25 protein-coding genes are annotated in these 26,861 nt (G+C 51.1%); 16 read left to right on the top strand and 9 right to left on the bottom strand.

Features of this window, described 5'->3' with window-relative positions; genetic code table 11:
* Positions 1–59: 59 nt before the first annotated feature.
* Both ACFOSD_RS09725 and ACFOSD_RS09720 read right to left on the bottom strand, forming a co-directional pair.
* The gene (locus ACFOSD_RS09725) at positions 60–689 is read right to left on the bottom strand and encodes a DNA-J related domain-containing protein (RefSeq protein ID WP_380695952.1); all 630 of its coding nucleotides are present in this window, start codon (positions 687–689) and stop codon (positions 60–62) included.
* Complete coding sequence (locus ACFOSD_RS09720) at positions 686–1,645, bottom strand: DUF1853 family protein (protein ID WP_380695950.1); 960 nt, start codon at positions 1,643–1,645, stop codon at positions 686–688. The genes ACFOSD_RS09725 and ACFOSD_RS09720 overlap by 4 nt, the downstream gene beginning before the upstream one ends.
* Before the next feature lie 38 nt (positions 1,646–1,683).
* Between ACFOSD_RS09720 and ACFOSD_RS09715 the strand changes: the two genes are divergently transcribed.
* The 4 genes from ACFOSD_RS09715 to pepN are packed head-to-tail and all read left to right on the top strand — an operon-like array spanning position 1,684 to position 6,348.
* Positions 1,684–2,586, top strand: coding sequence for an NAD(+) kinase (locus ACFOSD_RS09715; RefSeq protein ID WP_380695948.1), 903 nt, complete (start codon positions 1,684–1,686; stop codon positions 2,584–2,586).
* Between the two features lie 18 nt (positions 2,587–2,604).
* Complete coding sequence (locus ACFOSD_RS09710) at positions 2,605–2,856, top strand: YeaC family protein (protein WP_380695946.1); 252 nt, start codon at positions 2,605–2,607, stop codon at positions 2,854–2,856.
* Positions 2,846–3,715 (top strand): DUF2797 domain-containing protein, encoded by an 870-nt coding sequence (locus ACFOSD_RS09705; RefSeq protein WP_380695944.1) that lies wholly within the window; start codon positions 2,846–2,848, stop codon positions 3,713–3,715. The genes ACFOSD_RS09710 and ACFOSD_RS09705 overlap by 11 nt, the downstream gene beginning before the upstream one ends.
* An 8-nt stretch (positions 3,716–3,723) precedes the next feature.
* The gene (gene pepN / locus ACFOSD_RS09700; RefSeq protein ID WP_380695942.1) at positions 3,724–6,348 is read left to right on the top strand and encodes an aminopeptidase N; all 2,625 of its coding nucleotides are present in this window, start codon (positions 3,724–3,726) and stop codon (positions 6,346–6,348) included.
* Between the two features lie 46 nt (positions 6,349–6,394).
* Here pepN and aspA read toward each other — a convergent pair whose 3' ends face one another.
* Positions 6,395–7,849 (bottom strand): aspartate ammonia-lyase, encoded by a 1,455-nt coding sequence (gene aspA / locus ACFOSD_RS09695; protein ID WP_380695940.1) that lies wholly within the window; start codon positions 7,847–7,849, stop codon positions 6,395–6,397.
* Positions 7,850–8,067: 218 nt separating this feature from the next.
* Between aspA and ACFOSD_RS09690 the strand changes: the two genes are divergently transcribed.
* Positions 8,068–8,979 (top strand): LysR substrate-binding domain-containing protein, encoded by a 912-nt coding sequence (locus ACFOSD_RS09690; protein WP_380695938.1) that lies wholly within the window; start codon positions 8,068–8,070, stop codon positions 8,977–8,979.
* A 16-nt stretch (positions 8,980–8,995) separates the two neighbouring features.
* On the opposite strand, the gene ACFOSD_RS09685 is transcribed toward ACFOSD_RS09690, so the two are convergent.
* Together ACFOSD_RS09685 and ACFOSD_RS09680 are read right to left on the bottom strand one after the other, a co-directional pair.
* Entirely contained in the window at positions 8,996–9,730 is a 735-nt protein-coding gene (locus ACFOSD_RS09685) for a heparan-alpha-glucosaminide N-acetyltransferase (protein WP_380695936.1), read from the bottom strand.
* A gap of 48 nt (positions 9,731–9,778) precedes the next feature.
* Entirely contained in the window at positions 9,779–10,330 is a 552-nt protein-coding gene (locus ACFOSD_RS09680; RefSeq protein ID WP_380695934.1) for a hypothetical protein, read from the bottom strand.
* A 69-nt stretch (positions 10,331–10,399) separates the two neighbouring features.
* On the opposite strand from ACFOSD_RS09680, the gene ACFOSD_RS09675 reads away from it, so the two are divergent.
* On the top strand, positions 10,400–11,440 hold the full coding sequence (locus ACFOSD_RS09675; RefSeq protein WP_380695932.1) for an NADP(H)-dependent aldo-keto reductase: 1,041 nt from the start codon (positions 10,400–10,402) through the stop codon (positions 11,438–11,440).
* A gap of 22 nt (positions 11,441–11,462) precedes the next feature.
* Here the strand turns inward: ACFOSD_RS09675 and ACFOSD_RS09670 are convergent, their stop codons facing one another.
* On the bottom strand, positions 11,463–12,227 hold the full coding sequence (locus ACFOSD_RS09670) for a hydroxyacylglutathione hydrolase (RefSeq protein WP_380695930.1): 765 nt from the start codon (positions 12,225–12,227) through the stop codon (positions 11,463–11,465).
* A gap of 89 nt (positions 12,228–12,316) precedes the next feature.
* On the opposite strand from ACFOSD_RS09670, the gene yaaA reads away from it, so the two are divergent.
* The gene (gene yaaA, locus ACFOSD_RS09665) at positions 12,317–13,087 is read left to right on the top strand and encodes a peroxide stress protein YaaA (RefSeq protein ID WP_380695928.1); all 771 of its coding nucleotides are present in this window, start codon (positions 12,317–12,319) and stop codon (positions 13,085–13,087) included.
* A gap of 31 nt (positions 13,088–13,118) precedes the next feature.
* Entirely contained in the window at positions 13,119–13,691 is a 573-nt protein-coding gene (locus ACFOSD_RS09660) for a YajG family lipoprotein (protein ID WP_380695926.1), read from the top strand.
* Positions 13,692–13,886: 195 nt separating this feature from the next.
* Here ACFOSD_RS09660 and ACFOSD_RS09655 read toward each other — a convergent pair whose 3' ends face one another.
* Complete coding sequence (locus ACFOSD_RS09655; RefSeq protein ID WP_380695924.1) at positions 13,887–14,786, bottom strand: LysR family transcriptional regulator; 900 nt, start codon at positions 14,784–14,786, stop codon at positions 13,887–13,889.
* 291 nt (positions 14,787–15,077) lie between these two features.
* On the opposite strand from ACFOSD_RS09655, the gene ACFOSD_RS09650 reads away from it, so the two are divergent.
* The 5 genes from ACFOSD_RS09650 (at position 15,078) to ACFOSD_RS09630 (ending at position 19,076) form a co-directional block, all read left to right on the top strand.
* Positions 15,078–16,118 carry a DUF5610 domain-containing protein gene (locus ACFOSD_RS09650; protein WP_380695922.1) on the top strand — a complete coding sequence of 347 codons (1,041 nt, stop codon included), beginning with the start codon at positions 15,078–15,080 and terminating at the stop codon, positions 16,116–16,118.
* A 70-nt stretch (positions 16,119–16,188) separates the two neighbouring features.
* Entirely contained in the window at positions 16,189–16,458 is a 270-nt protein-coding gene (locus ACFOSD_RS09645) for a glutaredoxin family protein (protein ID WP_380695920.1), read from the top strand.
* Positions 16,459–16,482: 24 nt separating this feature from the next.
* Positions 16,483–17,190, top strand: coding sequence for a hypothetical protein (locus ACFOSD_RS09640; RefSeq protein WP_380695918.1), 708 nt, complete (start codon positions 16,483–16,485; stop codon positions 17,188–17,190).
* 59 nt (positions 17,191–17,249) lie between these two features.
* Positions 17,250–18,191: a chemotaxis protein gene (locus ACFOSD_RS09635; protein ID WP_380695916.1), complete on the top strand. Its 942-nt coding sequence runs from the start codon at positions 17,250–17,252 to the stop codon at positions 18,189–18,191.
* A gap of 45 nt (positions 18,192–18,236) precedes the next feature.
* Positions 18,237–19,076: an MOSC domain-containing protein gene (locus ACFOSD_RS09630; RefSeq protein WP_380697260.1), complete on the top strand. Its 840-nt coding sequence runs from the start codon at positions 18,237–18,239 to the stop codon at positions 19,074–19,076.
* 44 nt (positions 19,077–19,120) lie between these two features.
* On the opposite strand, the gene ACFOSD_RS09625 is transcribed toward ACFOSD_RS09630, so the two are convergent.
* The gene (locus tag ACFOSD_RS09625) at positions 19,121–22,333 is read right to left on the bottom strand and encodes an efflux RND transporter permease subunit (RefSeq protein WP_380695914.1); all 3,213 of its coding nucleotides are present in this window, start codon (positions 22,331–22,333) and stop codon (positions 19,121–19,123) included.
* Positions 22,334–22,335: 2 nt separating this feature from the next.
* Positions 22,336–23,400 (bottom strand): efflux RND transporter periplasmic adaptor subunit, encoded by a 1,065-nt coding sequence (locus ACFOSD_RS09620; RefSeq protein ID WP_380695912.1) that lies wholly within the window; start codon positions 23,398–23,400, stop codon positions 22,336–22,338.
* 231 nt (positions 23,401–23,631) lie between these two features.
* Here ACFOSD_RS09620 and ACFOSD_RS09615 point away from each other — a divergent pair, with 231 nt between their 5' ends.
* The 3 genes from ACFOSD_RS09615 (at position 23,632) to ACFOSD_RS09605 (ending at position 26,778) form a co-directional block, all read left to right on the top strand.
* The gene (locus ACFOSD_RS09615) at positions 23,632–25,509 is read left to right on the top strand and encodes an ATP-binding cassette domain-containing protein (RefSeq protein ID WP_380695910.1); all 1,878 of its coding nucleotides are present in this window, start codon (positions 23,632–23,634) and stop codon (positions 25,507–25,509) included.
* A gap of 70 nt (positions 25,510–25,579) precedes the next feature.
* Positions 25,580–26,281 carry a DUF6901 family protein gene (locus ACFOSD_RS09610; protein WP_380695908.1) on the top strand — a complete coding sequence of 234 codons (702 nt, stop codon included), beginning with the start codon at positions 25,580–25,582 and terminating at the stop codon, positions 26,279–26,281.
* Entirely contained in the window at positions 26,278–26,778 is a 501-nt protein-coding gene (locus ACFOSD_RS09605; RefSeq protein ID WP_380695906.1) for a hypothetical protein, read from the top strand. The genes ACFOSD_RS09610 and ACFOSD_RS09605 overlap by 4 nt, the downstream gene beginning before the upstream one ends.
* Positions 26,779–26,861 lie beyond the last annotated feature (83 nt).

The raw sequence follows: 26,861 nt of genomic DNA, 5'->3' as shown, positions 1-26,861 counted from the left end.
GGCTCAGCAATGCTCTGTAACTGTGTTGGCGTGCATGGTAGCGGAAATCGTAAGGATTCTCACCCTTTGCGTAAAACAGCTATTTTTAACCGGGCGTAAGCCGCTTGCACTGCGCGGAAGGTCTGTGCGTCACCACCACGGTCTGGGTGATGCTTCTGACATAGGCGGCGATACTGCAAACGCAGTTCGTCACTGGTAACCGGCGGCTGTAAGCCCATCACGACCCAGTCATCGGGTTGCGCCGGACCTACCGACAGGCCGCGCCAAAACGCCTTTAATTTGTCATTGATGGACTGCGGTGTCTCGCGATCCAGGTTGTCGAGATCAAGATAATAGGCGCGCATGGTGTCGCCTGCGGCGGGCAAATCTGAGCGCTGAAGCATTGTTGCTGTGGTGCGCGGCTCTGCCGTGTTGAGCACGGCGGAGGTCGGCGGTAGCAAGCGCACTCGGGTGGCAATGATGTCAAGCATTTCGCCGGTGGTAGACAGCAACTCTACCTGTAACAAGTACAGGCAGTGGAATAACCAGAAATGACATTGAAACAGCATCCACGAATCCGTCATATTGGGCTTGGTGAACGGAATATCGGGGTCGTTATTGAGCACTTGAATCAGTTCGAACTCACTGATCCCTGCGCCATGTTGCCGCACGATGCGTTCGAGATGCGGAATCAACTCATGGGCGTTCATGCGCTTGGGCCTTGGCGCGCAACGGAGCGGCGGTGAAAGTTCTTGCCGTTTAATGCAGTTCTGGTGGCACGTACCCAATCTTGCGCTTGCATAAGCCAGTCATCGGGCACCACAAACAGCACTGTATGAGTGCCAGCTTCGTGGTTGGTCGGCACCCAAAGGAGCACTGGAGCGCGGTGCTTCAGTGGCTCTTGCAGCACATCGTAGCTACACCATTGCGGCACGTCAGGCCCTGCCAGCCAGTGTTGACGCGGTAAAATCATTGCTTCTGACGCGGCAAAGTTCTGTTCATAGGCGCTCAGTGACAACCAGCCCGAACGTTGTGGGTGTTCCGCCGACCAAGGCAAAAAGCCACGGCCTTTCATCACGCACTCATGACGCTCCGGCGCAGTGCCTAAGGCGGTCAAAACCTGTGGGTGCCTTCCTAACGGTAATTGACGATGGTGCAGTTGCGCACGTTTGCGCGCCAAACTGTCACGAAGGGAGGATCCTACCCAGCAAGTCGCATCATCCTGCTCGGCGGCATGGGGTTCGTTTGGCATGGGTACCCACAGATAAAACTTAACGGCGAGCTCAAGATGGACAAGCTCACCGGATGTATCGTGCTGGATAACCGCATCGATTTCGCCTTCCGTGGTTTTGTCGTTTGGGGGCATGTGATACACCACATGGTTCGACAGACGGATATGCCACTGCGGATGATGCTGCAAATAAAACAACCACAAGGCTTCAAAATAGTGGCCTAAGCGGCGTTTTTGCAACGAAAAGAGATTGGCTTCAGCCAAGGTGTCGTAGGATAGCGCCTGCACCCATGGCAGGAACCAAGAACCGGATTCGTGCCACGGCACGGTGAACTCGTTCAGCCAGTGATCCGCACTCGTCACCGCCCACTTCAAGTCGCGGCGCACTTGCTCCGCCAGTTCATCGGGCGATGCGGTATTATCTGGTTCACGCATTCTGTTATGCTTGCTCACAGAAACCAGAGGACAGTGTATTGGAATCCAATCGTTTTAACAAAATTGGGGTGCTGGGTCGCTTGGGCAGTGAAACGGTCGCGGCCACGTTGCAACGACTGGCTCATTGGTGTCATGAACAAGCCTTGCCGGTAACGTTCGATACGGCCCTTGAGGCAATGCTAGAATCTTCCGCAATGGAACCGGCACCACAATTTGCGTCACGCGAAGAAATCGGTTTCTGGGCTGATTTGATCATTGTGGTAGGGGGTGACGGCACCTTACTGGGTGCGGCACGCGACATGGCGCAGTATGAAAAACCGTTACTGGGCATTAACCGCGGGCGCTTGGGCTTTCTTACCGACATCATGCCGGACAACATGGCGACGGAAGTCGGGCGCGTTCTGCAGGGTGATTATGTGCTGGAAAACCGCTTTTTGTTGGAGGCGCAAATTGTCCGGGAAGGCAAAGTCGTTGCCCATGCCATGGCAATGAACGATGTGGTTTTGCACCCGGGGCAATCTATCCGGATGATTGAGTTTGAACTGCATGTCGATCAGCAGTTTGTCTACAGCCAAAGGTCGGACGGCTTGATTATTTCAACCCCAACAGGTTCGACGGCTTATGCACTGTCCGCCGGAGGGCCGATCATGCACCCGAGCCTGGATGCCATCGTTTTGGTCCCTATGTTTCCCCATACTCTGACCAGTCGGCCACTTATGATTGCTGCCGACAGTGAAATCTGTGTGGTCATCAGCGATAATAACGACTTGCCACCCCATGTATCCTGCGATGCGCAACATCACATGGAAACACGTAACGGTGACGAGTTGGTGATTCGCCGACACCCGCACCGGTTGCATTTGTTGCATCCGTCCGGTCATAACTACTACGAAACCTGTCGTACCAAACTGGGCTGGGGCTCACGTTTAGGAGACGATTGATCTTGCACGAGGTATTTCATGAGCTTTATTGACACCGCCAAAGGCCTGAACGCCGATATCGTGGCTCGTTTTCGGTCCGCCTTAGAAACGGGTAAGTGGCCAGATGGCAAACCATTAAGTGCAGAGCAGAAAAGTACCGTTATGGAAGCTGTGTTGGCTTGGGAAGTGGCTAATTTACCGCCCGAACAGCGCACCGGATATATTCCACGTAATGAATGCCAGTCGACTCAACCGGATATCATTCCAACGGTGACCCGACATGACGCCTGATTTATTCGGCAATGCGGGTGCGTACTCTAAGGTGGGTGAGGCCGGCGTGCTTGATAAGATGCCGATTGCCGTAACGGATGATGGCCCACAGTACACTCTAATACTGGGTGAGCAGCGCATTGCCATGAATGAATTTATTGGCCAGCGTATCCGCTTGGAACACAGCGGCCGCATATTTTGCCAACATTGCGGTGTGCAAACCAAAAAAAGCTGGCAAGGTTTCTGTTACGACCATTTTATGAGTTTGGCGCAAGCCGATGGTTGTATCATGAGCCCCGAAAAGTGCCATTTCGAGCAGGGAACGTGCCGCGAGCCGGAGTGGGGCGAACGCAATTGCTTTCAAACGCATTATGTCTACCTAGCCAATACCGGTCAGGTAAAAGTGGGTATTACGCGCGGCACGCAGGTGCCCACACGCTGGCTAGACCAGGGGGCGCACCAAGCCTTGCCGATTGCACGCGTGCGCTCACGGTATCTGGCCGGTCTGCTTGAGGTACTGTTTAAACAACACGTCAGTGATAAAACGCATTGGCGGACCATGTTGAAAAGTACCGATGAAGACATCGATTTAGCCGCCACCCGCGATCAGTTGTTTGCTGAATGCACCAGTGAATTGCAAGACCTCCAAAGCCAGTACGGCCTGCAAGCGGTACAACTTATTCAGCACGCAGATATTTATACCGTTATCTACCCTTTAAAAGACATGCCGGAAAAATTCTCATCATTCAATTTTGATAAAGAAACGGTGGTGGAAGGGACTTTATTGGGCATGAAAGGCCAGTATCTGATCTTGGACACGGGTGTTATCAATATTCGACGCTTCACCGGCTACGAAGCGTCCTTCAACGTACAGGAATAAGGTTCATCATGCGCACCGAAATGCCTCAAGTCATCCAGTTAAGCGACTATCAAGCGCCATCCTATTGGGTAGATGAAACCTCGCTTTGTGTACAAATCTTCGATGAATATACCGATGTACAGGCACGCCTGAAGATGCGTGCGAATTCTGATCGACCTACAGGTAGCCCTATCGTATTGCAGGGCGTAGATTTAACCCTGCAAGCGCTCAGTATTGACGGTGTGGCGGTGGCCAACTACGAAGTACAAGGCGAGGATCTGATCATTCCTGCACCGGCCGCGACGACATTTGAAGTACAGTCGCGTGTGCGGATTTATCCGCGCACTAATACGTCGCTGGAAGGGCTGTATGTATCTGGTGGAATGTACTGTACTCAATGTGAAGCCGAAGGCTTCCGTAAAATCACCTATTACCCGGATAGGCCCGATGTGCTTTCGGTGTTTACGACCCGTATTGAGGCGCCCAAATCGTTTAAAACCTTGTTGTCAAACGGAAACCCGGTAGCGTCAGGCGAGCTCGATGCGGATCGTCACATGGCTGAATGGCACGATCCCTTTCCCAAACCGTCCTATCTGTTCGCCCTGGTGGCCGGTGACTTGGTAGATGTACGCGACACTTTTGTGACCTGCACAGGTCGCACCATCGACCTGCGTATCTACGTTGAACCGCACAACCGGCATAAAACCGCCTTCGCTTTGTCGTCGTTAAAGAAATCCATGACGTGGGATGAAACCGTGTATGGCCGGGAATACGACCTTGATATTTTTATGATCGTTGCGGTCGATCATTTCAATATGGGTGCCATGGAAAACAAAGGGCTCAATATTTTTAATTCGGCTTGTGTCTTGGCGGATCCTGAAACCACCACCGATGATGGTTTTGAGCGCATTGAAGCCATCGTTGCACATGAGTATTTTCACAACTGGAGCGGCAACCGTGTCACCTGCCGGGACTGGTTTCAACTCAGTTTAAAAGAAGGCTTTACGGTTTTTCGTGATGCCGAATTTACCGCCGATACGCATGCCCGCGCAGTTAAGCGCATGGATGATGTCACTTTGTTGCGCACCTCACAGTTTGCCGAAGATGCAGGCCCCATGGCGCATCCGGTTCGGCCTTCGTCGTACATTGAAATCAATAATTTCTACACCCTGACGGTGTATGAAAAAGGGGCTGAAGTCGTACGGATGCTACACAGCTTGCTGGGTGCCGATCGCTTCCGCCAAGCCACCGATCTTTATTTTGACCGTTTTGACGGTCAAGCCGTCACCACAGACGACTTTGTTACTTGCATGGCTGACGTTTCCGGGTTGGATTTGACCCAATTTAAACGCTGGTATGACCAAGCGGGCACGCCGCGCTTAAAAGTAGAGGGACATTATAACGCTGCGCAGCAGACCTTTTCGTTGATGTTTGAACAGTTCTGCCCGGCCACACCGGGGCAGCCTGAAAAGCTGCCCTTCCACATGCCGGTAAAATTGGGCTTGATGGGCAAACACAGTGGCGCTGAATTGATGTTCAGTACCGATCATCCCGGCTATGACGCAACCTTGCAGACATTCAGCTTGCGCAAAGCAAACGATACCCTGGTTTTGCGTGGCGTAACCGAAGATGCCGTGCCATCACTGCTGCGTGATTTTTCGGCGCCAGTTGTCTTGTCGTATCCGTACACGGTGGAAGACCTTCGCCATTTGGTGCGCCATGACAGCAACGCGTTTAACCGATGGGATGCAATGCAAACCTTGGCCACTCGGGTATTGCTCAGCGCAGTTCGTGGCGCTGCGGAAGCCGATGGCTTAAAAACGGTATTGACCGATGCGGTACGAGATGTGTTGGTCGATGACACATTAGATCATGCGGTGAAAGCCCGCTTGCTACGATTACCCAGTCAAGCCTATTTGGCGGAACAATACACGCCGGTTGACCCGGTGGCTTTAGACAAAGTACATACGGATATACGGCGCGATTTGGGCCAGTCACTGGCGGCCGAGTGGCAGGTGTTGTACGGACAAACACAGCCAGAAGCGGCTTATGTTTTTGAGCATCAACAGGTTGCCCGACGCGCCTTACATCGAGTGGCATTGAGTTATTTAATTGCCGGTGATCACACTGCCTGGCACCTGGCCGCCGAGCTTTATCAACAAGCCGACAATATGACGGACCAAAGTGCGGCATTGCAACTGTGGGGTGAAGTGGCCAATGAGGCGTGGGACGAGGCCATGAATGGTTTCTATCAGCGTTGGCAGGACGATGCGCAAATGGCGGAACAATGGCTGTCCATCCGCGCCACTGTACCTCGCATACGTGTCCCCGAAATACGCCGTTTAACCGAACACCCAGGGTTCAGTTGGACCAACCCCAACCGTGTGCGTTCGGTTATAGGCGGTTTTGCCATGCGCAACCCGGTGGCCTTTCATGCGGACCAGGGAGCAGGGTATCGCTTTTTGGCCGACGCCATCATTCAATTGAATAGCTTAAATCCGCAAATCGCTGCTCGCCTGTGTACGCCTTTTACCTACTGGCGACGTTATACACCGGAAATACAAGACGCCATGCAAACCGAATTGCAGCGCATTGTGGCCGTTGAGGCGTTGTCGAAGGATGTCTACGAAGTGGTGTCCAAAAGTTTGGTGTGACCAAGCGGTCAGGATAAAAAAGGCGGCCTCCGTGCCGCCAAGAGCGTCACACAATCCGTTCACGAATACGCATGGGTCGCGGATTGATCATGTTTTCAGGCTTTAAAAACTCGTCCAATTCAGCGGCCGTTAACAAACCGTCTTCTAGCACCAAGTCCAACACAGAACGTCCGGAATTCAACGCTTCTTTAGCAATACGCGTCGCGTTGTCATAACCGATATAGGGGTTCAGAGCCGTTATCAAACCGATGGAATTCGCCACCAGCTCGCGGCAACGTTCTCGATTCGCTGTAATCCCGTCTATGCAGCGTTCGCGCAACATATCCATGGCTCGACGCAATAAACGCATGGATTCCAAAATTTTGTAGGCAATTAAGGGTTCCATGACATTGAGCTGCAACTGCCCGTTTTCGGCTGCCATGGTGATGGCGAGGTCATTGCCAATGACTTGATAGGCAACCTGATTGACCGCCTCTGGTATCACCGGGTTCACTTTGCCCGGCATAATGGACGAGCCCGGCTGTTGAGCCGGTAAGTTGATCTCGTTAAAACCGGTGCGTGGTCCACTCGACAACAAACGTAAGTCGTTACAAATCTTCGACAGTTTGATGGCTAAGCGTTTGGTCATCCCGGAAAACAACACGAAAGCACCCATGTCGGAGGTGGCTTCGATCAGGTCTTGCGCCAAACGCATCTCATGACCACAGACACCGGACAATTCTTTTACCGCTAAGGCCGCGTAGTCCGGGTCTGCATTGATGCCCGTGCCGATGGCCGTGCCGCCTAAATTTACTTCACGCAACAGATCAAACAGAGAGGCGATGCGGTCTATGTCCTCGCCTAAGGTGGTGGCGTAGGCACCGAATTCCTGGCCCATGGTCATGGGTACTGCATCTTGCAATTGGGTACGGCCCATTTTGATGACATCCTGGAACTCATCGCGCTTGCGGGCAAAGCTGTCGCGCAGTAAGGCCAAGCTGTCCACCAGCTCTGCGTGTGATAGCTGCAAGCCGACCCGAATAGCGGTTGGGTACGCGTCGTTTGTAGACTGTGACATATTGACATCATTGTTGGGGTGCAAGTATTGATATGCGCCCTTTGCATGACCGAGAAATTCCAAGCCGATATTGGCAATCACTTCATTGGCGTTCATGTTGGTAGAGGTTCCCGCGCCACCCTGGATCATGTCGACCACAAATTGGTCGTGGAAATCGCCGTTGATCAACCGGTCACAGGCATATTGAATCGCCATGTTGCGCTTTTCTTCCAGCAGTCCCAATTGTGTATTGGCGGATGCGGCGGCCTTTTTTACCATGGCCAGCCCGATGATCATTTTTGGAAAGTGCGACAAAGGAACGCCCGTTAGTGCAAAGTTTTCCACGGCGCGCTGAGTCTGCACGCCATAGTAGGCATTCGCTGGCACGGCGAGCGGGCCAAGTAGATCTTTTTCCAATCGGTGCGGTTGAGTTAACACTTCGTCTTGGCGCGGTACGGGGTTCATGATGTCTACAATTTCACCTATATGATGGGACGGAAAACTGGGCGAGGAAGTATTGTTGGCTTCCTTATTGCCCAAGCAACGAAACCATTGTGCCGCGCAAATTTCTAGCTGACTAATGCTGAATATAGATTTATCATGCAGTTTGTGCATACCTTTAAATATGCACAGTGTTCGGCAATCATAATTAAAACGATAAAAATCACACAGCGAGAGACACCATGGACTTTGAAACACGTTGGATGGAAGATTTCCTTGCCCTAGCGGCGACGCACAGTTTTTCTCAAGCGGCCGAGCGCCGCCACGTAACACAACCGGCATTCAGTCGGCGGATAAAGGCGCTGGAGGTAGCTGTAGGTGTACAGTTGGTGGACCGTTCTACCACACCCATAGACCTTACCCCGGAAGGTCAGTTATTTCTCATCACCGCACGAAATGTGGTGGCGCAGTTACACGAAAGCATTAGCCGATTGCGTGGTTTGCAAAAAGAGTCGCTACCCGTGGTAGAAGTGGCAGCGGCGCATTCTCTGGCGTTTACCTTCTTTCCCGATTGGTTATCGACCATGAAGGATGTCATGCAAGACATGTCGCTGCGTTTAGTTGCCATGAACGTCGAGGACGCAGTGCATGCGCTGCGCGAAGGGCAGTGTGATTTGATGCAGGTGTATTACGACTCTTACGCCACCTTACAGCTCGATGCGCAAACCTTCCCCTCCATTTTATTAGCGCATACCACGATGTTGCCAGTATGTATTCCAGACCCGGAGACCGGCCTGCCCATGTATTCATTAGATGACGCCGGTGATGATGATATTCCTATGCTGTCCTACACACCCGGGGCTTTTTTAGGGCGCACCGTGCGCTTGTTGTTGCGCAATGACCCCGTGGTGATGCGTTTACGCACGGTTTATGAAACAGCCATGGCCGAAGGTTTGAAGGGCATGGCGTTGAACGGCGCCGGAGTAGCTTGGGTACCTGAGCTGTGTATCGAGCGGGAATTGCGTGAAGGCCGTCTATTGGTCTGCGGCGGCAGCCAATGGCAGGCGCCATTGGAAATTCGTATGTACCGCTGTGCCCTGGTGCGCAAACCGGCCATCGACAAGCTTTGGAAACGTTTGGAAAAAGTGGTCTGATCAGCGGATCGGTAGCTTAGAACGTTACTCGGCTAACGATATAAACCAGCCACGCCAGCCCGAACAGCACGGGCTGGTGCACCAGATACACCAGCAGTGGCCGTCGGCCAAGCCAGAGCAGTGTCTGTTTGCCATAAAATACGGGTACAGTGCCTTTTAACCAGGGTTGATGGCCAAGCCATATCCCCAGCCAAACCACGCCCAGCCAAGGTAATAAGTACATCCGATCTAAGGTGCCACTGGGTAAATTCAACAGTGGTTGAAGGATGTCATACACCCAAGGGTCCGTAAACGGCGCATTTAGGCGTTCTGCAACAATCAGCAATAGCCCGAGGAACAACGCTGCTCTGGGGTGTTTGAGCAGTGGCAAGCTGACCGTTAAGGCCACCACAAAGAAATGCAGAATGCCAAAGTAGACCCAACTGTCAGGATAAGCGAACAGGCTGAATGCGGTAACGAGAAGGGCGCCTAAGGCGACTTGACCTTGGCGTTTAGCCCAATGCGGCCAGTGTATATGTTGTCCATTGGCCCATACCAAGCTGGCGCCAGCGGTCAGACAAAACAATCCGACAATCACGGCTCGGAGACTGAACCAAAGCGGGTCCTTCATGCTCATGTCGACAAATCGAAACACCGATAGATCGTACCAGCCATGAAAGAACATCATAAGCACAATGGCAAAACCACGCAGCACATCGGGCCGTTCAAAACGAGCCGTGTGTTGAGAGGTTGCTGTGCTTGATGTGCTCATGCGTTTTCTCTACCGTTTGCTTTGTCCTATCCGGTCAGTTGCACTGGTTCAGTCGTCCAGAAGATCCCACAAGTCGTCGCCGCTTAATTGATCAAACCGGGGTTTCTCTTTCGCGGGCTGCGCCGTGTCGGTTTGCTCAAAGTTTGGCTTGACGGGCTTGATTGGTGTCGGCTTGGCTTTTTTGGACGCAGTGTCCATAGCCTTTTGACTCACCGCACCGTCTTTGGTCGAAGGTGACGTTTCCTGCTTCGCCTTGCTTTTTGGCTGGGCGTGCGGCTTGACAGTTACCGATGGCTCGACAGGCACGTGTTCGGCTGCCGGTTTTTCGCGTTCGGCCTGTTTGGCCGCTCGACTGAACGGGGCCGGCGCGGCGGCTAGGGCTTCGGCCTCATCAGATGCCGATTTGCGCTCGGCTTGTGGAAGATTTTGTTGTTCTTCCAAATGCTTTTTAAAAGCCGATTTCAGCTTGTCAGGGTGCTTTGCCAATTTGTTTTTTGACGGAATGCGCCCTTCTTGGCCGCGTTCAATGAAGTTCTTTTTTGAGCCGGTCTTGATGTCAAGTTTGTCTTTTAGACGGCGAGATTTTTTCGTTCTGGACATGGGTTCCACAGTTAGTCGTATACTGGGCAGCAGTATATATTGAATCAGTCGTTAACCATAGGAGATACGATGGAATACCGTCAACTTGGTCGCACCGACATTAATGTGTCGAAAATTTGTTTGGGTACCATGACATGGGGGCAACAGAACACCGAAGCCGAAGCCCACGAGCAAATGGATTACGCCCTTGCGCAAGGTATCAACTTCTTCGATGTAGCCGAAATGTACCCTGTGCCACCCAAAGCCGAAACCCAAGGCTTGACCGAACAATACATGGGTACCTGGTTTGCGCGCCAAGGGCAGCGCGATAAAGTGGTTCTAGCCACTAAGGTGACCGGTCGTTCGCAAGACGGGTTTCGTTATTTGCGCGGCGGCCCACGGTTGAATTTGGCGCACATTTCTCAGGCGGTGGAAGACAGTCTACGTCGTCTGCAAACGGACTATATCGACCTCTATCAGATTCATTGGCCTGAACGCTTAACAAATTATTTCGGCCAGTTGGGTTACCAGCACCAAGCCGATGATGATGCCATAGCCATCGAAGAAACCCTGTCCGCACTGGACACTATCGTGCGCAGTGGCAAGGTACGGCAGATTGGTTTATCGAATGAAACACCTTGGGGTATGCACGAATTTCTGCGTCTGAGCGATGCCGGAATAGGCCCGCGCGTGCAAAGCATTCAAAACCCCTACAATTTGCTGAATCGTAGTTTTGAAGTGGGCCTGGCTGAAATGGCCATTCGTGAAGACGTTGGCTTACTGGCCTATTCGCCGCTGGCTTTTGGCGTGTTGAGTGGTAAGTACATGCACGGAAAGCAGCCCGAAAACGCGCGCATCACGCTGTTTAAACGGTTCCAGCGGTACAACTCCGAGCTGGCACATGCCGTTGCTGCGAAATACGTTGAAGTGGCGCAGAAACACGGCTTGGATCCGGCGCAAATGGCGTTGGCTTACGTCAATGATCGGCCTTTTGTCACTGCAAACATCATCGGCGCGACCACGATGGAACAACTGAAATCTAACATAGCGTCGGCCGAGATCTGCTTGTCGGACGCCGTAAAGGCCGATATTGAAGCCATACAGCGTGTCCATTCGAATCCTTGTCCTTAACGAACGACAGCGCCAGAGCTGGCTACCATTGATCCCTCAAGTTGCGTAGCGCAGCGAATGTTGATTCCGAAGAGTCTGTTTTAAAGCCTTGTTTATCAAGGCTTTTTATTATTTCCTCACGTTCCGTATTAAGGAAAAGGTTGTACTGCAGTTCATCACCGATGGTCGTGATGGGGCGGGTATCAGGCGTGGCTTTTTCACATTGACTGATCCAGTGCCGGGTGATTTCTGTAGAACCCACCACAGATTCCGTAAACTTTAAGTTGGTTAAAAAGTAGTCGTGACCGTTGTAGACCTGAGTCTCAGCAGGCAATTTTTTTAGTCGTTGAATGCTGCGATACAGGGTTGGGGTATCGCCGCTGCGCGTGTTGCCGACGCCGGCATTGAACAGGGTATCACCAGCGATAAGTGCTGGAACATTGGGCAGGAAAAAGCAAATATGGTCGGGTATATGACCCGGTGTTAACAACACCTCAATGCGCTCGCCTGCGAACTCGAAACTCGTTGCCTGGTCAACGGGCTGCGTGATGTTGAGCTGGCTGGCCAGATCGACATGGCCTATGATGCGGCCTGAAAAGTTGGCCGGTACGCCGCGAATATGATCGCCATGACCATGGGTGAGCCAAATTTCTTGCAGGTGCACGCCCAGTTGCTGAGCCTCGTGCTCTGCTGCCGCCCAATCGAATGGATCAATCACGGCCGCAGTTTTGTGCTCCGCTGACCACACCAAATGATTGTAGTTTTGAAAACTTTCGGGCAGAAAATACCGTTGTACCTTGAGCGCCATACGGACAACCTCCGAGAGAAATTTAGCATCAAACGTTACCATGACGGGGTACATTGCCCAACTAATTATCGGTCTATTGAGGAGACGCAATGTTAGCTGTTATTTCGCCTGCGAAGACTTTGGATTTTGATTCGCCAACGCCAGCACACAAAACCACGACCCTACGTTTTAGTGATGAGGCAGCGACGCTGGTCGACATCATGCGTACCTATACGCAACAAGATCTACAAGAGTTGATGGCCATTTCGGAAAAAATCGCGGCTGAAAATGTCACTCGGTTCAGTCAATGGACATGGCCTATGCCCAAAAAGCGGTCCAGGGCTGCTGTTTTTGCGTTCAAGGGCGATGTTTATTCGGGTTTGGATGCGTATCAACTCACCGCAGAACAACTGGCTTACGTGAATCGGCATGTCAGAATTCTTTCTGGACTTTACGGGTTATTGCGACCAACCGATAAAATTTTGCCTTACCGATTGGAAATGGGGAAGAAAGTACGCACCGCCGAAGGAAATGATCTATATTCTTTCTGGCGTAACAAAATTGCCACTGTGTTGCGCAATGATCTAAAGGCAACAAAAGAGCACACCTTGGTGAATTTGGCATCCACGGAATACTTTCGCAGTGTGGCGCCGTTTGTCAAAGATTGCACCGTGATCACGCCGGTTTTTAAAGACTGGAAGAATGGGCAATATAAGGTCATCAGTTTCTTCGCCAAAAAAGCGCGTGGTGCTATGGTACGATACATGGCTGAACAGCAGTTGACGCGCCCAGACAGTTTAAAGGCGTTCTCGGTGGATGGTTATGCCTTCAACGAAGCAGAATCCAGCGCCACTGAATGGGTGTTTTTGCGGCGACAGTAGTGTGGTTTAACGAATGATAAGGAGTGACCCGATGTTGAAATCGATTATTTTATTGATGAGTGTGATGGTGTTTGCGGTGGGTTGTGCCGTGTCACCGCAGCAAGTGGTGGTTGAACCCAAATCAGAAGCCACTTTCGCTGGTTCAGTTGCTGGTACGCTGATCAGTGTTACCGTGCGTGATAATCGCGGTACCAGTGTATTGGGTAACCTGGGTGGAACCTATTCTGAAACCAGTACCTTGTCATCCAGCAATAATGTAGCGCAGGAATTAGGCGCGTTGCTCAATGCGAAATTGACCGAAGCGGGGTACGTGATTACGCCCAACAACGCCCAGTTCTCGCTGTCTGTGTCATTGAACGAATTAGCCTATGAGTACGTAACAGAGGGTCTGGTTCGCCAAGTTGAGACCGTAGCGGAAATCGCTTACCGGGTTGAAACTGCGGATGGTAACAGCTTCCGTGAAGGGCGGTTTAGAACGCCGCAAACTCAACCTCGCGCTACCCGTCCGACCAGTGAGGAAAATAAGGTGTTTCTTGAGGAGGTTTTGACGGCGAGTATTGATCGGATGTTGACCCACCGGCCGTTAGCAGAATTTATGCAATAAGTGTTTAAAACCACATACTCTCATTCTGGCGTTGTTAAAAAAGGTCTCAAGTTGCTTATTTACCACCAGTAAACGCGCTCCTTTCGATCTTTTTTGCCTAGCCAGAATGTCGCTATGTGGTTTCAACGTCTGGAATATTCTCATTCTGGCGGTGTTAAAAAAAGGGCGATAAAAATCGCCCTTTTTTAACTCGACTTACCGCAGGGAATTTTTCTCGAAGTAGTCGGCCATAAAGTCGATAAAGGCACGGCTTTTCGCTGATAGATAGCGATTCTCCGGATACACCACATGAATGGTGCGTTTGGGGAAAACGATCTCTGGCAGCACATGCACCATTTTTCCACTGTCGAGTGCTTCCTGTACCATGTAAGTCGGCAGTGCGGCCACACCCATATCGTGGTGACAGGCTTCGCACATGGTGTCTACGTCATTGACCGTAAAACGACGTTCTTTATCTTGCAGATTGGCTTCCTTCAAGAATCGTTTAATCCACCGGGGCTCGGCATAATCAATGCCAGAAACCATCAGCATATGATGATTGTTCAGGTCTTCGAGATTTTTCGGCAAGCCATGCTTTTGCGCATATTTCTGGGTGGCAACCATGATCACATTTTGTCGCGCCACCGGGCGTGCAACCAAGCGGCTGTCCTGTAAAGACCCGAGGTGAATCGAAAGATCAATGCCTTCGCGCACTAAATCCAAACTCTTATCAGCTAAAATCAAATCAAAGTTTACGTCCGGATATTCGTGCAGGAACTCACTGAAGATCTTCATCAGCATCGCCCGTCCAAAGGTCGGTGTCGCTGTAATTTTGAGCGTTCCTTTGGGGCTGGTGTCCAAGTCCTTTACCATGTGCTCGGCTTCTTCCAAGTCCTCAAGTATCCGATTACACCGGTTAAAGAACAGTTGCCCGGCCTCGGTTGGGCTTACACTCCTTGTCGTACGGTTTAACAAACGAACTCCTAGCCGATCTTCCAGTAAACTGATCTGTTTACTCACTGCGCTGGGTGTGAGCCCTAAAGCATGAGCCGCGTTCGTAAAGTTATTGGCCTTAACGACCGTTGTGAAAATCACCAGAGAATCAAGTCGAGCCATGGTCTAAATTCTTCTTTCGTGTGAAATGGGGCTGACTCGGCATATGGACTTCATCTGTGCTATCGATGTAGGTATTATGACGAGTTGCCAGTGATTGATGAATTTTGTGGCGGAATGATACCAGTTATTCGTCATTTTTCTACATACACTTATGAATTATTTTCTGCTTAGCGCTGATTTGTCGAACTCGATATCGAACTAAGTAAGAAATTTCACTGGAGTTACAAAACATTACTTAAGTTTCTTTAAGCCATGCCGCTAAATCTGACACAGCGGAATGGAGTAATCGACATGCAAATATCAACCCCCATGACGGGAATGGTGCCTATTGGTGCGTCCCAAGTCGGTCAGGCGAGCAATAAACCCGCCGTGGCTGACACCCCGAATAAAGCACAATCAGGCCGTGATACGGTCAATTTAAACAGCAGCGTTTCCACAAAATACAACTCGCCCGAAGCCGTAGTGCAGAATTTTGACGCGGATACCGTGATCAAAAATGTCGCCTCATTTATACAGCGGTCTATGGCGATGGCGAAAGCTAACGGGGCAACGGAAGGGGAATTGACCCGCATTCGTGAACAGTCGTTGGCAGGTATGGAACAGGGCATTAAAGACGCGGCCGGCATTATCGATGGCCTCGGCCTGATGTCGGATGAATTGACCGATGTGCTCGCCAACACCAAAGCAGCCATACGTGAAATGGTGGAAACCGGCCAATCAGCGGACGCCCTGAGAAGTAGCCAAGCGGGCTCGGTGCAGGCTGCCGGTCAACAAGTGAACAATGACTTCTCCTTCAACTTGAAAACGAAAGAAGGGGATGTCATCACCATCAGTGCAGCGCAAATGCAGTCCTCCAGTATGGCGGTGGCAAAGGGTAATAACGGTGATGCACAAGCATTGGCGGCTGTTTGGGAATCCAACAACAGTCAATCTTTCAGCTTTTCCGTGCAGGGTGATTTAAGCTCTGAAGAGTTGAAGGCCATTGAGAATTTATTAAAAGACATCGGCCGCATTGCTGATAAATTCTTCAGTGGAAAATACGAGCAAGCCTTTGAAAAGGCGAAGTCTCTGAATCTGGACAACAATACACTGGCGTCTATGACGATGAACATGACACAAACCAAAGCGGTAGCCCAATACAGTGCTATGAGTTCTGGTAGTGATTGGATGTCGCCGATTCGCGAATATGGGCAAGCACTGGCGGAAGCGCAGCGTAAGGACCCTGAGTTTCTCGTTAAGCCAGCCTGGTTAGATGCCCTAAGCGCCCATCCGAAGAAAAATTCCGCCATGTTGGATTTTGCTAAGGCCATCATGCCGATGATGCGTACCTAGTCGATGGCTTGGTAGTTATTCCGCTGTAGTTTGTCTAGAATGAAGGGACTCATTCTATCGGGTACTCGCTGTGCGCGCTTTGATTCTCTATGAAACCTCTCATTGTCATCTCTGCGAATTGGCGCAAGGCATTTTATTGCCGTTTGTGGAACAATCTCGCTGCTCGGTCGAACTGATAGATATCGCCGAAGACAGTAAACTGTTAGAGCAATATGGTACTCGCATCCCTGTGCTGCTGGATGAATCCACGCAAACCTCATTGGATTGGCCATTTTCAGCTGATGATATTGCGCATTGGTTAACGAATACATCTACTATGCATCAGAATAAACCTGAATAATTAATGATCAATAAGGAGATATGGATGAAGCAGACATCCTTGGTAGGCGGCCTGATCGCGTCGTTATTGTTCGTCGGCTGTGCTGCGCCAAGTGCCAAGTACACCAACGAAGCTGTTGCCTATGCGTTGGCAACAGAAGCAGAGTTACGCGCTTTAGTGGCGGCGTGCGATGGCGTCAGTGGCCCGGCCAGTGCAGCGGCGCGAGAGGCGGATCAGGAGTGGTGGCGACGCAATGCTACCATGATGCAAGCCGCTGATTATGGGTTTATCACGGAATTGAACGGCTTTGTCGATGATCGTCGTACCGAGAGCTTGGCATTATTTACCATGAATGCCGGATTTGCCCTAGATGAACAGATGCGCGAGCGCGTGGCTGGAAAGTTGGACACCCGAAATCCAGAACGCATCTGTTTGCAAGAATTGGCTAATTTTCGTGCTGGTGATCGGGATCTAAACCAGGATGATCGTCATTATGCCGAGTTGGTGGCCTTGAGCACCGAGGCGAGGGTAGATCAAAATGCACTGCGCAGCAGCCGGACACCCACCGCCGCGAATCGTGAGTTTGGCCGGTCTTTCTATCAAGCGGAGCAGGCGTTGTCCGCGGTGGGTTGTCAACAGGCGGATATCAGTATGTTAAAAAATTCGTGGCCTTTGGAAGTCTATGAAGCACAATGTCGAGATATGACCTACCATTTGGTAAGGTGTGAATGGAATCGTTGTAACGTTTATTAGTACGCGGTCGTGAAGATCGTCTAAAATCATTTGATGTATGGTTTGGAGTGATGGCGAATATGTCCAACTTAATGAGTTCCGTCGATAGTCGCACGAACTTGGTCGGTCAAAACCGCTTGGAGATTCTGCTCTTTAATTTGCGCGGTTCCCAGCTGTTCGCCATCAACGTCTTCAAGGTGCGCGAAGTCCTGACGTTGCCAAGAATTACCTTAATTCCGAGTCAACATCCGGTGATCTATGGTGTTATTCATTTGCGCGGTATGACGGTGCCGGTGTTCGACTTGAGTCGCGCCATTGGTATGCGGCCCATCGAAGTGAACGATAAGTCCACCATCATAGTTACGGAATACAACAGCAGTGTGCAGGCGTTCGTTGTCGGAGCGGTCGACCGTATCGTCAACCTGAATTGGGAAGACATCATGCCGCCACCGGTTGGTTCAGGACGCTCGCATTATTTAACGGCTATTACCCGTTTTGAAAACCGAATCATCGAGATCATTGATGTCGAAAAAGTCCTTTCTACTGTGCAGCCCCCCGTGACCGAGATACCAGCCGGTACTCTCGAGGATGATGTCGTCGAACGCGCCAAGGGCATGGAGATTTTGATGGTGGATGACTCGCACACGGCGATTTCACAAGCCACTGCCACCTTTGAAAGCATTGGGATCAAAGTGTATCAAGCGACAGATGGGGCAAAAGCACTGGCCATGTTGAAGGGCTGGGCGGACAGTGGCGAGGATGTGCCTAAGAAATTGTTGATGTTGGTAACCGACGCGGAAATGCCTGTAATGGATGGCTACATGCTGACCACGGAAGTGCGGAAAGACCCAAGACTCGCCGGTCTATTCGTTGTTCTGCATACCTCGCTCAGTGGAAGTTTTAATGAGGCCATGGTTAAAAAAGTGGGTTGTGATGCGTTTTTGTCCAAATTCCATTCCGGGTCGTTAGCCAATATGGTGCAAGACCGTATTAAAGCAGTTGCGGCCACTGAGGTCGAATAGTCGGAATAGACAATACAACAGCAAGGAGATTTGGCCGTGTCGGTGATGGTTTCAGGCTTGTGGGTATATCCGGTAAAAGGTATGTCCGGAAATCCCGTCGCCAGTCTGCGTTTTGACGAATTTGGGCCGATAGACGACCGTCGCTGGATGCTGATGGACGAACAGGGTCGTTTTATCTGCCAACGACGTTTTCCTCTGATCGGTCTATTTAAAGCCAGTGTCTTAGGGCAACGATTAACCATTACGGCACCCGATGGTGAGACAAAAAACGTTTCACCTGTTGACTGCGTGACCGCGGTACGGGCTCAAGTTTGGTCCGATGACGTAGCGGTGCGTTTGGCACCCGATGCTATGAACCAGTGGCTGAGCCAGTATTTTTCGCAGCCTGTCTACTTGGTGTGTTATCGCACCGACCTACCTCGATCCACCCATCCAGACTACGCTCAGGCCAAGGTAGGATTTGCCGATGGCTTTCCTTTGCTGGTGTGTCTGGAAGAGTCGTTGGCAGCCTTGAATCAACAGCGGGACGGTAGTAATGCCTTGTCTATGTTACGTTTTCGACCGAATATTGTGTTGAGCGGTGCACCCGCGTGGCAGGAACAATATTGGCTTAAATTAACGAGTGATACGCATCAACTTACGATTGTGAAACCCTGTACGCGTTGTGCCGTGGTGACGATTGAGCCCGGAACCACCGAACGGGACCCGTCAGTCTTACGAGATTTAATGCGCAATTTGGTTTGGCAAAAACAACCGGTGTTTGGCCAGAACGCGGTGTTAGCAAAAACAGAAGGGGCTCTCGTGTTGGGCGATAGCTTTGACGTGTTCGAGGGTGAAGAGCCGTTTGCCGCCGTGATTGATCGAACAACATCACAGCCCGCCTAAAAATCGCTGAGCACTGGGCTCAGCGATTCGCTTGTATTTCCTTCTTATCCCTCGCTAGGGATGGCATTGTCAGGCAATGTTTCGGCCGCTTCTTTAGGCTCCAAGGGCGCCGGCTTTGGACGCTTGGGGCGCGAACGCCACGCCTTCACGTTGGCCAATGTATTGTCAATACCGACCAATAACGCTGGCGTCAGAATCAACGTCAGTATGGTTGCGAAGGCTAGACCGCCAGCAATGGCCGTCGATAGCTGGGTCCACCACTGTGCTGAAGGAGCGCCGACGGTATAGGATTGGGACAGGATATCCAGGTTCAACTGCAACACCAACGGCATTAAACCTAAGATGGTTGTAATGGTGGTTAAAAGAATAGGGCGCAGACGCTGGGCGGCGGTCTTGATGGCAGCCATATACGGCGTATCCCCTTCATTCTTCAACGCATTGTAGGTGTCGATCAGTACGATATTGTTGTTAACGACGATACCAGCCAACGCAATGATGCCAACGCCACACATCACAATACCGAAAGGGTCTCCCGTCAACATCAGGCCGAGTAGCACGCCGAAGGATGAGAAGACAATCGCACTCAGAATGATGAAAGCTTGATAAAGGCTATTAAATTGCGTGACTAAGATCACCAACATCATAAAGATTGCGACACCAAAGGCCGTACTCAGAAAGATCATTGATTCCTCCTGATTTTCCTGATCTCCCCGGAATACCGGGCGCACGGTGTCTGGAATCTCGCCCGAAGCCAACATGGCGCGAAACTCGTCATTCAACGCCGTAATGACGTCTGCCACGGCATAGTCCGCTGATACATTGGCCTCAATGCGGTGTGCGAGTTGTCCGCCTGTGCGCAGTAGATCACCTTGAATACCTTGGGCATTTCGTTCAATGAAATTGGAAATAGGTACCTGTTCACCCCGAGCGGAAATCGTCAGGCGCTCGATCTGGTCAAGATCACGACCATCAAACGGATAACGAATGCGGATGTCCAGTTCCTCTTCAGCATCCGTCGGCCGATAGCTGCCAATGGTTAAACCCGTGGTGATCATTTTCAAGGCAGAGCCAACGGAAGCCAAGTCGGCACCAAATCGACTGGCCGCCTCACGGTCAACATCGATACGCCATTCCAAACCATCTAAGGGCAGATTGTTCGATACATCGGTAAAACGCGGATCATTGTTCATCTTTTCGGTCACCATGGCGACCGTGCGCTGCAGATCACCGTGATCATTGGAGAGAAAATCCAATTGAATATCGATGCCTGCCGTTGGACCCATGGCCAACGCCTTTTTCTCCACGATGATACCCGGAATCTCGGCGGCTTGGGCGACAATACTGTCCATCACCTGTTCCGCCGTGCCGCGGAATTCCCAGCTAACAAACTCCAACTGGAACACACCTATAGTGTCCGCAGAGTAGTTGTTCATGGAACCGCCAGACGTCAACGAGTTAATGGATTTCACCTCAGAACGGCCTATGATCAGGTTTTCAACCTGTTTGACCAAAGCGTCTTTTTCATCCAGAGAGAGGTTGCCGCGGGCACGCACCGCGATATTGCCGAAGTCGGAGTCAATATTGGGGAAGAATTCTATGCCGTTACCATACTTGGCGTAACTGGCGCCCAGCGCGGCGATCACAAAGAACACGCCCGCTAAAACCAGAATGGGTACGTGCAGTAGCTTGGACAACAACCAAACATAAGCACCACCCAGACCACTCATTTGGCTGACATTACCCTCTGCAGCGGCAGCTAGATTGCGCCGTTGTCTGGCGGACACGAAAGCGGCCTTGCCAAAAACCGTACCTAGGGCCGGTAAAACGATCAAGGCGACCACCAAGGATGCACCCAGTGTCACGATCACTGTGATCGGCAAGTAGCTCATGAAATCACCGACGATGCCCGGCCAGAACAGCAGCGGCATAAATACCGCTAAGGTCGTTGCTGTCGATGAAATAACCGGCCACGCCATGCGCGATGCTGCCTCTCGGTAAGCCTTTATTTTTGGTGCACCTTCACTCATTCGGCGATCGGCGTATTCCGTCACTACGATGGCACCATCCACCAGTATGCCCACACAGAGAATCAGCGCGAACAGCACAATGATGTTCAGCGTTATACCCATCATGTAGAGGATTAAAATACTGGCCAGGAAAGACGTGGGTATGGATACGCCGACCAACAGCGAAGCCCTAGGTCCCAGCGTCCAAAGCATCACCACAACCACCAAAATAGTGGCGAGAATGACACTGTTGAATAAATCGCGCAGAGTTTGTTCAATTTCCCGCGATTGATCACCGGTATAAATTACCTGCAAACCTTCCGGCCAAAATGGTCGGGTGGCTTCCACGGCGTCTTTAACGTCTTGTATGGTGTTGATCAGGTTTTCGCCGACGCGTTTAGTCACCTCTAAGGTTACCGCTGGTTGTCCGTTGACGCGTGAAATTTGCTGAAAATCGGCATAAGTACGTTGGCCGATGGCGACATCACGAAACCGCACCACGCTGTTTTCAACCGATTTTATCGGCAGGTTAAGAATGTCTTCTTCCGTTTCAATGAGGCCCGGTACCTTGACTGAAAAGCGGCCTGCGCCGGTGTCCAAGTTGCCCGCAGCCACCAACTGATTATTCCGCTGCACGGAGTTGATCAATTCTTCATTGGACAGGTTATAACTGGCCAACATCGTAGGGTCGACGATGATTTCCGCGATCTCTTCTCGCTTACCACGAACGGGCGCTTCAAGAACACCGGGCAGGGCTTCTATCTGGTCTTGCATCCGATCGGCAATGCTGTACAAAACCCGATCGTCTAAGTCACCGAACAAATTGACGTTTATGACCGGGAAAAGGGCCAAATTGATTTCATTGACCGAGGGCTCGTCGGCACTGCTGGGCAGATCGTTTTTGGCAATATCGACTTGACGACGCACATCATCGAGTGCCTGATCTATATCAACATCCGATTCGAACTCCAACGTGACGGAGGCATGGCCTTCGGTGGCGACCGACGAATATTCTTTCAATCCCTCCAGGCTTTTGATCTGCTGTTCAATAGGGTTTACCAACAGACGATCTGCATCTTGTGGCGAGATACCTTCAAGCCCTGTAGAAATATAGATAAAGGGTACGGTAATGTCCGGCTGCGCTTCCTGCGGGATGGCGCGAAATGCACCTATACCCGCCAGCACCACCAAAATGAACAACAGCATCACGGTGCGAACACGGTTTAACGCTGCATGTATTATGGCAATCATCGTTATTGCTCCGTCTGAATCGCATCGACGCGGTCACCGGCAGACACAAAGCCTTGTCCAACCGTAATGATATCGGCCGGTTCGTTTAGTCCGCCTACCCAGACCCCATCGGTCGAAGATTTTACAATTTCCACGCGAGCCTGCGTCACCGTTTGATCCGCAGCAAGCACCTTCAGACTGAGATTTCCGGCTTGATCCAGTGACAAAAGAGCCGGACTGATAAAGTGAGCGCGGCGTTCAGCCAACGGGAAAAGTACCTTGGCCGTTAAGCCGGCACTCGGGGTCAGGACTTGCGAAGCAATTGCAATCTCAACCGTAAAAGTACGGGTTGCCTGGCGAGCTTGACTGCTGATGAATCGAATTTCTCCATTAAGGCGTTCGCCCGTCACCAATTCAATGTCGGCCCGCTGGCCAACGATCAAGTTGCCCAAGTCATTTTCGGACACCTGCGCACTGACGATTAACGGTGAAAAATCATTCAACAGTGCAATGCTGCTGCCTACTTGAATGTAACTGCCTAATTCAATCGCTAGACTTTCCAACACGCCACTAAAAGGCGCCTTAATTTCAGTGTGCTCTAGCTGCAACTCTAAACTGCGTCGGTTGGCGATGGCATCGGCATAGGCCGTTTCTGCGGCCGCTAGATTGGTGGCATTCTGTAAACCACGATTCACCAGAGTGCGAACCCCATCCAGTTCGATGCGGCGCTGTTGTTCCAATGCTTGTGCGCTGATCAGGCGTTCCGGTAATTCGCCGGCGTCAAGACGGGCAATCACTGTGCCGGCGCTGACTGTGTCACCGCGACGATAATTTAATTCAAGTACCTCGCCCGATGCCTGGGCGCGAATCTCCACCGATCGGTTGGCTTGTGTTTGCGCACTGACTTCGAGGATACGCTGTACGGTTTCAGCTTCCACGCGCTGAATTTGTACTTTGGGTAACGACGTGGAAACCGTGGTTTCGCGGGTTGGCTGTGCCGTCTCGGCGTCATCAGGTCCTGAATACATCCAAACCGTCAGTAGCACCATAATGACAATTGCCGCAGCTTGTCCTAGATATCTTTTCACCGAGTACCTGACCTTCACTTTTCGAGGGGAAATGGGCTATATCTTTCCTAACTATAACGCCGGAATACATACGCCGTTAACTTTAAAGAGCGTACTCTGCCACAAGGCCGCATTGAACCCTAGTGATCTTTGTCATGGATAGGTGTTCGGTGTGCGCTCTAAACACCACGACAACACCTAACACAGTGCGTATCATACGCCTGAATATTTTTGGGTTCTAAGTTTCCGTATATGCCTAGTCTTGTCTTACAAAACCTTTATCATGCCTATGGCGCTGAGCCAGTCATTAATGATTTGAATTGGAATCAAACTGACGCCGAAAAAATTTGCCTTGTGGGGCGCAACGGCGAGGGCAAAAGTACGTTGATGCGTTTGCTCGCAGGCGTAGAGCAAGCGGATCAGGGTACGGTCGGATGGTCGGACGATGTTCGCGTAGGGTATGTCCCACAAGCGTTGCCGTTGGCCGACCAAACCAAGGTCAGAAATTTTATCATGGCTGGTGCTGGGGAAGCCGCGGACTATATTCTGCGGTATGAAGAACATCTCATGGCGGACCCTACGCATCCCGAGGTGGCGCGTTTGCAACACTGGATTGAAGAGCAGGATGCTTGGTCGTTGATGAATCGCATTGAAACGATATTGCAACGTTTCGAGCTGGACGGGCAGGCCACCATGTCCCAACTGTCTGGTGGCTGGCGGCGTAAGGCACTGGTGGCACGGGCATTGATGACCGATCCCAATGTGCTGTTGCTGGATGAGCCCACCAACCACCTGGATATCGACAGTATTCGCTGGCTCGAACAGTGGTTAAAGGATTTTCGTGGTTTGGTGTTGTTCATCAGTCACGACCGTGGATTTATCAATGCGGTGGCCGATGTCATCATGGAGCTGGATCGGAGTAACCTATACCGTTACCCGACACCTTATGCGACATTTCTAGAGAAGCGCGACGAACGGTTGGAAATAGAGGCAGAACAAAATGCGCTGTTTGACAAGCGATTGGCACAAGAAGAAGTATGGATACGACAAGGCATCAAGGCTCGGCGTACGCGCAACGAAGGCCGTGTAAGACGCTTGGAGGCTTTGCGCCAAGAACGGTCGCAACGCCGGAATGTCGGTGGCAAAGCTGACCTGCAGGTACAAGCGGCAGAACGCAGCGGCAAGCTGGTGTTTGAGCTTAAAGACGTCACCTTTCACTACCCGAATCAGCCCATCGTTGACCAGCTCAGTACCGAAGTACAGCGTGGTGAAACCATTGCTTTGGTGGGCGCTAATGGAATCGGCAAAACCACCCTGATTAAATTGTTGTTGGGCCAATTGGACCCAACTTCGGGTGATATAAAGCGTGGCACCAATTTAGCGGTGGCGTATTTCGATCAGGGTCGCCATCAATTGGACCCGGAAAAAACCGTGATGGATACGGTATCCGAAGGGCGTGATTTCATTGAAATCAACGGTAAAAAAGTGCACTGCATTACGTATTTGGAGCGCTTTCTGTTCTCGCCCAAACGCAGTCGCAGCCCGGTAAAGTCACTCAGTGGTGGTGAAGCCAACCGGCTATTATTGGCAAGGCTATTTAGCCAACCCGCCAACTTATTGGTGCTCGATGAGCCAACCAACGACCTCGACATTGATACCTTGGAATTATTGGAAGAATTGATCGTAGATTTTTCTGGAACTGTGATCTTGATCAGTCACGATCGGTATTTTGTTGATAATGTAGCCACTAAGGTTTGGGGGATGCCCGGAAACGGTCGTGTGATTCCTATTGTGGGTGGTTACGAAGAATGGAATGAATTTTGGCGGCGGCAAAACAGTGCACTATCGAGGCCTAAACGTACGGATACCAGTCCTGCGAAAACCACGGAGACGGTCAACCGCAAGCCGAAAAAGTTGAGCTACAAGGATCAGCGTGAGTTTGATCAACTGCCCGATAAAATTGCTGCGTTGGAAGAGCACATTTCTGAGGTCCAGTCGGTGATCAGCCAGGCAGATTTTTATACCGGCGCACAAGAGCAGGTACAGTCTACCTTGGCACAACTTGCCGAACTTGAGGCGCAGTTGGAAAAATTGTTGGAACGTTGGGTAGAGTTGGAAGAGCAAACGTAAACGAGAACAGGCCACACCATAGCAGTATCGGTGCAGCTATAAAGGAAAGCATCGCGAGGTTATAGATACCATGACCATAGAATATCGATTTGCCCTGGATGATCACGAACCGGAACTGCATTACATCATTGCAACGGATGCGTCAGAACAAGGGAATCTGCAGCCGACTGCACCGGCCAAATGGACACGTTTAAAAAACAATCAGTGTGTGAACTGTCCGTTGGATGCCAAGAAACATGAATTTTGCCCGGCGGCGGTTGATATTCAAAACGTAGTGGAAGACGTTGGGGCATTGCCGGCCATTAAAAAAGCACGGGTACGGGTCATAGCGCCAGAACGTGAATACGCAAAACAGACCAGCTTGGAGGAGGGCGTGCGTTCCCTTATGGGTTTATTGATGGCGAACAGCGCGTGCCCAATTTTAAACAAATTGAAGCCCATGGCATTAACGCATTTGCCCTTTGCATCACAGCGTGAGTTTATATTGCGCAGTGTCAGCACCTACCTCTTACGGCAATATTTCCTAGTGGGCGATAAAACCAAAGGAGACTGGTCATTACGGGGTTTGATCGAACTGAACAAGCAATTACAGTTGGTAAATCAGGCTATGTGGCAGCGAGTGAATTCAGCGCATCAGGGTGAGGCGAATTTGAAAGCGTTGTTAAGTTTTTTCTCCATGGCCGCCAGCGTCTCGTATTCGTTAGAGACCCAGTTGCAAAAAATCAAACCGGAATTCCTGGCTGAATCCAATTTGGGATCCTTCGATTTATGATGAATTTGGGCATTATTGCACTGATTTTCTTCACCATGCTGGGTTCGCTCATGTGGGTGATGCCCAATAAGGCTGAAAAGCGTTTGGCGGCCATTCGTGCGTATGGCATTAGCAAGGGTCTACGTGTTACCAGCATTAAAGCACCGGACCTGAGTGTGGAAGGTCGCATCGATGGAAAATTCAAGCTCTACACCGCCTATAAAAAAGGCATGCCCCGGCAGAAAGGGGCCACTGAATACATTGTGTTGCGTACGACCGGTGAATCCGGCTACGGGTTAATTGATGGCTGGCGCTTTGAAAACCCCGCGTTTCGCCTGCAAGGGGCGGAGCTCGTGCGCTTGAACGATGCATTGACGCAATTGCCACCCTGGGCAGATTTATTGGCTATACTCCCAGACGGAATAGCAATCGGCTTCGACGAACGAGGCGGTAATGAACAAGTTGATGCCGTGTGTGATCTCTTGGACGCTTTTTGTCGCCAATTCTTTGTGAAGTAAATTCAACAAAGACGCCATGCAGTGTCCAGTATTCACTATTCCCACCATAGACGTACTCTTTGCCTGATCAGGGTTGAGAGAAA

This window comes from Salinispirillum marinum (assembly GCF_042650105.1).
Taxonomy (GTDB): domain Bacteria; phylum Pseudomonadota; class Gammaproteobacteria; order Pseudomonadales; family Natronospirillaceae; genus Salinispirillum; species Salinispirillum marinum.
The sequence above is the reverse complement of the archived record's forward strand: the minus strand, read 5'-3'. Positions and strand labels throughout refer to the sequence as shown.